Annotated in this window: 1 protein-coding gene; it reads right to left on the reverse strand. The window is 73.9% G+C overall.

Annotation, left to right across the window (positions count from 1 at the left end; genetic code table 11):
- Nucleotides 1-347: 347 nt before the first annotated feature.
- Nucleotides 348-686 (reverse strand): FtsX-like permease family protein (locus tag A8W25_RS22875; RefSeq protein ID WP_324616288.1); only part of this gene is annotated, 339 nt, incomplete at its 5' end.

Below are 686 nucleotides of genomic sequence, written 5' to 3' on the forward strand. Positions count from 1 at the left end.
CCCCGCTCCTCAAACGCCGGAGGGGCTGGATGTGCCTGCGCCCGGAGATACCTGAGGGGCGCGGGGAACTGCGCGAGAACCACCCAGGGTCCGCAGATCCAGAGGGTTTAGGGGCGCGGGGAACCGCGCGACAAGCCCCCACCGGGCCCGCAGGTAAAGTCCGGGCCGGATAGGGGCGCGGGGAACCGCGCGAGCAACCCACCACCGGGCCGCGGGCAAAGTCCGGGCCGAATAGGGGCGCGGGGAACTGCGCGAGCAACCCGCCACCGGGCCGCGGGCAAAGTCCGGGCCGGATAGGGGCGCGGGGGCCGTGGGCTGCGGCAGCGTCCCGGGCCCCCGCCCGGCCGCTACTCCGTCCGCAGCCCATCCGGCCGCATCAGCCTCCACAGCGGCGGCAGCGACAGTGCCGTCACCAGGATCACCACGCCGCCCCCGATCCCCACCATCCCCGCCACCGACGGCCAGTCGATGTGGATCGGGTGGCCCACCATGCGGAGCAGGACCGCTCCCAGGCCCAGGCCCACCCCGGTCGCCAGCGTGAGGCCCAGGGCCACCGGGACCGCCGTCTGCCACAGGACCGACCAGCTCAGGGTCGTACGGCGGGTGCCGAACGCGACCAGGGACGAGAGCAGGCGCTTGCGTTCGCGCAGTTGCTCCAGCATCGAGACCAGCAGGCTCGTGCCGAT

The sequence above is a fragment of the Streptomyces sp. ERV7 genome (assembly GCF_001653515.1).
GTDB lineage: Bacteria > Actinomycetota > Actinomycetes > Streptomycetales > Streptomycetaceae > Streptomyces.